The sequence below is a fragment of the Vibrio sp. 10N.261.55.A7 genome (assembly GCF_002877365.1).
In the GTDB taxonomy this organism is placed as follows: Bacteria; Pseudomonadota; Gammaproteobacteria; order Enterobacterales; family Vibrionaceae; genus Vibrio.
On sequence record NZ_MCWZ01000048.1, the window covers coordinates 1 to 6,002 of the forward strand.

The window sequence follows — 6,002 nt, forward strand, 5'->3', positions numbered from 1 at the left end:
ACCTTGGTAAAGAAACCGTTCAAAACCTATTGGTTCTTCGTTTCTCTAACGCGATGTTTGAACCGTTGTGGAACCGTAATTTCATCGATTACGTTGAAATCACAGGTGCAGAATTCTTAGGTGTGGAAGAGCGTGGTGGCTATTACGATGGCTCTGGCGCAGTTCGAGATATGTTCCAAAACCACCTGCTACAAGTCTTGGCCATGGTGGGTATGGAGCCACCTGCGCAAATTAACGCAGACTCTATCCGCGATGAAGTGGTCAAAGTACTTCAGTGTCTAAAACCACTTGAAGAAGACGATCTTCGCAAAGACTTGGTTCTTGGTCAGTACACAGCGTCTGACGTTCGTGGTCAACACCTGCTTGGTTACCGTGAAGAGAACGGCGTAGCCGACGACTCTCGTACTGAAACCTACATTGGCCTTAAAGCGCACATCAACAACTGGCGTTGGAACGGGGTTCCTTTCTACGTACGTACAGGTAAACGCCTGCCAACGCGCGTCACTGAAATCGTGATTCACTTTAAGAACACGCCGCACCCTGTTTTTGGTCAAGACGCACCAGAGAACAAGCTGATCATCCGCATCCAGCCAGATGAAGGTATTCAGATGAGTTTTGGTTTGAAAGAACCAGGCGCAGGTTTCAAGGCAAAAGAAGTGAAGATGAACTTCTCTTACTCTGACCTTCAAGAAACCAACATGCTGACCGCGTATGAACGCTTACTGCTTGATGCGTTAAATGGTGATGCAACGCTATTTGCGCGCACTGACGCCGTTGAAGCTTGCTGGAAGTATGTTCAGCCAATCCTAGATTTCAAACAGGATCCACAAGCGCTATTTGGTTACGCGTGTGGTACTTGGGGCCCTCAAGAGGCCGACGAACTTCTACAAAGAGACGACAGAGCTTGGCGTTTCCCATGTAAAAACTTAACTGACACGGATTACTGCGAATTATGATCAATCACAAGATCTTTGAAACGCCAGAGCTAGTCGTTGAAAACCTAGCCAATGAGATGAAAGCGTACAGTGAGCAAGGTAAGCCTATTCATATCTCGCTTTCAGGTGGCAGCACACCAAAGATGCTGTTTAAGCTTTTAGCGGGAGTACCATACGCAGAAGGCATTCAATGGAATAACCTTCATTTCTGGTGGGGCGACGAACGTTGCGTGGCACCAGACGACGCTGAAAGCAACTTCGGTGAAGCGAATGCGCTACTTTTCTCGAACGTGAACCTTCCGGCAGAGAACATCCACCGCATCCGTGGTGAAGATGAGCCGAAAGCAGAAGCAGAGCGTTTCGCTAAAGAGATGGCAGACGTGATCCCAACTGAAAACGGTACACCTGTTTTTGATTGGATTCTGCTAGGTGTTGGCGCAGATGGCCACACCGCTTCCCTATTCCCGGGTGTGACTAATTACCAAGATGAGAACCTGTCTGTGCTGGCTTCTCACCCTGAGTCTGGTCAGATCCGTGTTTCTAAAACAGCGAAAGTTTTAGAAGCAGCAAAACGAATCAGCTACCTAGTACTGGGTGCAGGTAAAGTTGAGATCGTGAAAGAAATTCATACCACTCCTGCTTCAGAACTGCCTTACCCGGCAGCAAAAATCCAGTCTAAAACTGGTGAAACAGAGTGGTTCCTAGATTCAAATGCAGCAAGTGCTATCGCATAAGTGCGAATAGCCGCAAGGAGATAAAATAATGAAAGGTGATATCGGTGTAATTGGCCTAGCAGTAATGGGTCAGAACCTTATCCTAAACATGAACGACCACGGCTTCAAAGTTGTGGCTCACAACCGTACTGCTGCGAAAGTAGACGAGTTTTTAGAAGGCGCAGCGAAAGGGACTAACATTGTTGGTGCTTACTCGCTAGAAGAGCTCGTTGAGAAGCTAGAAGCGCCACGTAAAGTGATGCTGATGGTACGTGCGGGCGATGTTGTTGATAAGTTCATCGACGCTCTAGTACCACTTCTAGACAAAGGCGACATCATCATTGATGGTGGTAACACTAACTTCCCAGACACAAACCGTCGTGTTGCTGCTCTTCGTGAGAAAGGCATTCACTTCATCGGTACAGGTGTTTCTGGTGGTGAAGAAGGCGCTCGTTTCGGTCCTTCTATCATGCCTGGCGGTTCTCCTGAAGCTTGGGAAGCGGTTAAGCCTATCTTCCAAGGTATCTCTGCGAAAACTGACGCGGGTGAGCCTTGTTGTGATTGGGTTGGTAACGACGGTGCGGGTCACTTCGTTAAGATGGTCCACAATGGCATCGAATACGGTGACATGCAGCTTATCACTGAAGCATACCAGTTCATGAAAGATGGCCTAGGGTTGAACCACGACGAAATGCAGGCTGTATTTGCTGACTGGAACAAAACTGAGCTAGACAGCTACCTAGTAGAAATCACGGCTGACATCCTTGGCTACAAAGATGAAGACGGCGAAGCGCTAGTTGAGAAAATCCTAGACACTGCTGGCCAAAAAGGCACGGGTAAGTGGACAGGCATCAACGCACTAGACATGGGTATCCCTCTAACGCTGATCACTGAGTCTGTATTCTCTCGTTGCCTATCTGCACTTAAAGATCAACGTGTTGAAGCTGAGCAACTGTTCGGCAAAACTGTTGCTCCAGTTGAAGGCGACAAGCAAGAGTGGGTAGATGCAATCCGTCAGGCTCTACTGGCTTCTAAGATCATCTCTTACGCTCAAGGTTTCATGCTAATGCGTGAAGCGTCGAACGAAAACGGCTGGGATCTAAACTACGGTAACGTTGCTCTTATGTGGCGTGGCGGTTGTATCATCCGTTCTGCATTCCTAGGCAACATTCGTGATGCTTACGAAGCGAACCCAGAGATCGCTTTCCTAGGTTCAGACGCATACTTCAAAGGTATCCTAGACAACTGCATGAGCGCGTGGCGTAAAGTGGCAGCTAAGTCTATGGAATCAGGCATCCCAATGCCATGTATGACTTCTGCACTCACGTTCCTAGACGGCTACACAACAGCTCGTCTTCCAGCGAACCTTCTACAAGCTCAGCGTGACTACTTCGGTGCTCACACTTACGAGCGTACTGACCGTCCACGTGGTGAGTTCTTCCACACAAACTGGACTGGTACAGGCGGCGACACGGCTTCTACAACTTACGACGTATAATCGTTAGTTAGAATCAGTTAAGAACGTGTTTGTTCTTTAAGCTGTAAATAGAATAAAGGATGCCAATGAGCATCCTTTTTTTCTCGCTAACAGTCGGCTGAATTCGCTTATAACTAACGTAAGCCGTGTTTCAATACACTCATAAATAACTGAGTTAGCTAGGCCAAACTCACTCGAATTCATAAATCAACTGAAGTTAATCGGACTTATCGAGCTGTTGTTGATAATACGCAGAAAAATGTTCGCCCAACTTTCGCTCTCCATAGTAAGGAGCAATGGCGTCACTGCCCAACATAGTCAGAAAAAACTCAGCTGGCCCTGCCCACTTCTCTGGTATTTTTTTGATACACCCAAGAAGGATTCGACGAAACACATCAGGTACCGATCTGATAGAAACAAGCTTACCTTGAGATTCAAAAGCTAGATGCGCAATTTGGTTCAATGTTAAAACCTCTGGCCCTCCCACATCGAATTCCTGTTCATCTGAGTCTATTTTAGCTAAGCAGAACTTCGCCAAATCTTGCCCATCAATCGGATTCATTTTCATCGCACCATCACCAAATTGATATACTTTCCCTTGAGTTGCCATGCGACAGAACTCTTCAAGGTCGACAAAAAAGCCGTTCGGTCGAATGACGCAAGGGGACAGCTTGGTGGAGCTCAGTAAACGAGCTGCAAACTTTTCTTTTACCGCAAGTAACCTAACTTGGGGGTAACTTTTCGCCTTAAATGCGGAGACATACACAAATCGAGTCACGCCCGCTCTTTCCGCTTCGAGCAAGACGTTAAGATTCGCTTGATAATCTACGTCCATGTAACTGAGGCCGTCCTGCTGACGAGTAATACCCAAACAAGAGATAACAACATCAACTCCCTGACAGATACCCACAAGCTGATCGGGCTTCGTCACTTGAGCTTCAATAATGTGAGCATCACTCACTCCAATTGAGAGTAATTTGCCCTTATTTCTCGCCAGCGCAGTAAAGCGTTGGTTCGTATCGAGCAACGTCTTTATGATGTGCTGCCCTAGGTAGCCTGTTGCCCCTACCACTAGAATATTGTTATATGTGGCCATTTCTTTGTCCTACACAATGGGTATGGTTCAGTCCGCTAAAGTGGGACGATAAGGTTCTTCTCTAACGGCGTGTGATAACACCAGTTTAATGATGAAAATTGGCGCTAACCACTCAAGGCCGGTTGGCGAAGGGATCAAGTTCGCCAAAATAATCGACAACATCACAATAAACAACGCAATCGTTCGGTGTAAGTACATTGGCACAAAGTGTATTAGCACAATTGAACCCATCATTATCCCATACCAGATAAAGGCATAAGACCATGCTATATCAAAACAGAGTGGTATCGCGAACAGCTGAAAATGGATGGCAGGAAACAGGAATTTACTGCCCACTAGTTTACCTTTCCAGTCTAATTGCAATGATTGATCAGTATGCAAAAAACGCTTCATTGAACCGAGAGAATTACTGAGTACACCTCCCACCATATCGAGTGTTAAAAACGCGGCAACCGCAATTTGCAGCCAACTCCAATCAAGCTCGACCCATGAAAAAAAATAGAGTAACACTGGGGCAGAAAATGCCGCGTAATTGACAACAGCCGCCTCAACCTTGGTCGCGCCAAACCCTGTTGTAAAATTGAATTTCCCTGCGCAATCCCAATTGATGTGGGCCGCTTTGATTATGGTTTTGTCCTCAGACATTTTCATTCCCCTTCTGTTCTCATGATTTATGCGTCATGACAGTAAACTTAAAAGACCAATCGGTCTAAAAAGAATAAGCGATCAAAAGTTAACCTGTCAAACTATTTAGACCATACGTACTAAATAATCATACTATTAGATCCAGCGCAATTGTTAATACCAACCAAATGGTCTTGATAGAGGCGCAAGAAACTTCTGTTTTACGCACCATGTACTATCGAAACAGGAAGTAATATAGAGGTTTCAACTTAATTCAGAATGACTGAGCCCGAACTGCAGGATTGTCTCGGTTTAGGGAACAAGATTCAGGTAAGAAGCTATTAGAACAGAGCCTTAGTAGGCTATTTAGACATTGTAGGGAGTGGTTGTGTTTGGGTGTCTACGAACTAGACAACAGATGTTCCAAAAAATAGTAGAGCCAACCGAATAACACTCTTTCAGGTGCCTAATTATGCTGTTGGCTCTATTCAAAGAACTGATGACGATGCATCTACAATCTATTCGCTGAGCTCTTGCCGCTCAAAGCCCTATGCTTGTTTTTCTTTGACTCTGTTCTTAGAAAGATCACTGATGTAAATAATAGCGCTCACGACCAAAAATAGGACCGAGACAATAAACAGCACTGGCATGCTTAAGGCCCACGCAAAGATAGCGGCAAGAAAAGCAACAAAACAAACGAGTCGGCTTGAAGACATGATATGACCAAGTTTAATATTCATAACGCCCCCTGTGGATGTGTCTAAAATCACCACCAACATCATCTCATTTCTGGATGAAAATTAAGCTAAATCGTTATCAAAAAACCTCTTTTGGTGATCCTCACGGCGAAGATTGCGACTCTTATCGATAGTTTATTCAATACAACTTTTGCGTTTATTTTCATCTCAATATCAGCGAATGACATGGAGGCTGAATCGAATCTCCCTCGCCTTTTATTATTACTCCAAGTACACTACGCGCTTCAAAATTATAACCAGTACATAGGGTCTCAGTTTGCATACGTTAGAGCAGTTAAAAAGTGGTCAGCTTCAAGGCATTAAACGCCTGACAATTTCACAGCAATTAACCGAATTTCCTTTAGAAATTTTGCAACTTGCCGATTCACTTGAAATTCTGGATCTATCGAATAATCAGCT

The 6,002-nt window shown here is 45.3% G+C and carries 6 protein-coding genes and 1 pseudogene; 4 read left to right on the forward strand and 3 right to left on the reverse strand.

Annotated features, from left to right (window positions below; all coding sequences use genetic code 11):
• The 3 genes from zwf to gnd all read left to right on the forward strand — a co-directional run.
• On the forward strand, positions 1 to 956 hold a 956-nt coding region (zwf, locus tag BCU12_RS04565; protein WP_102403184.1), incomplete at its 5' end, for a glucose-6-phosphate dehydrogenase.
• Positions 953 to 1,669 (forward strand): 6-phosphogluconolactonase, encoded by a 717-nt coding sequence (gene pgl / locus BCU12_RS04570; protein ID WP_102403185.1) that lies wholly within the window; start codon positions 953 to 955, stop codon positions 1,667 to 1,669. The genes zwf and pgl, both read left to right, overlap by 4 nt.
• A gap of 28 nt (positions 1,670 to 1,697) precedes the next feature.
• Positions 1,698 to 3,146 (forward strand): decarboxylating NADP(+)-dependent phosphogluconate dehydrogenase, encoded by a 1,449-nt coding sequence (gnd, locus tag BCU12_RS04575; RefSeq protein WP_102403186.1) that lies wholly within the window; start codon positions 1,698 to 1,700, stop codon positions 3,144 to 3,146.
• Between the two features lie 196 nt (positions 3,147 to 3,342).
• Here gnd and BCU12_RS04580 read toward each other — a convergent pair whose 3' ends face one another.
• From BCU12_RS04580 to BCU12_RS04590, 3 genes are all read right to left on the reverse strand, one after another.
• Entirely contained in the window at positions 3,343 to 4,221 is an 879-nt protein-coding gene (locus BCU12_RS04580) for an SDR family oxidoreductase (protein ID WP_102403187.1), read from the reverse strand.
• A gap of 27 nt (positions 4,222 to 4,248) precedes the next feature.
• A complete protein-coding gene (locus BCU12_RS04585; protein WP_102403188.1) occupies positions 4,249 to 4,866 on the reverse strand; it encodes a hypothetical protein in 618 nt (205 codons plus the stop codon).
• Positions 4,867 to 5,393: 527 nt separating this feature from the next.
• The gene (locus BCU12_RS04590; RefSeq protein ID WP_102403189.1) at positions 5,394 to 5,585 is read right to left on the reverse strand and encodes a hypothetical protein; all 192 of its coding nucleotides are present in this window, start codon (positions 5,583 to 5,585) and stop codon (positions 5,394 to 5,396) included.
• A 274-nt stretch (positions 5,586 to 5,859) separates the two neighbouring features.
• Here BCU12_RS04590 and BCU12_RS04595 point away from each other — a divergent pair.
• Positions 5,860 to 6,002: pseudogene (locus tag BCU12_RS04595) on the forward strand (protein kinase); the annotation flags it as partial.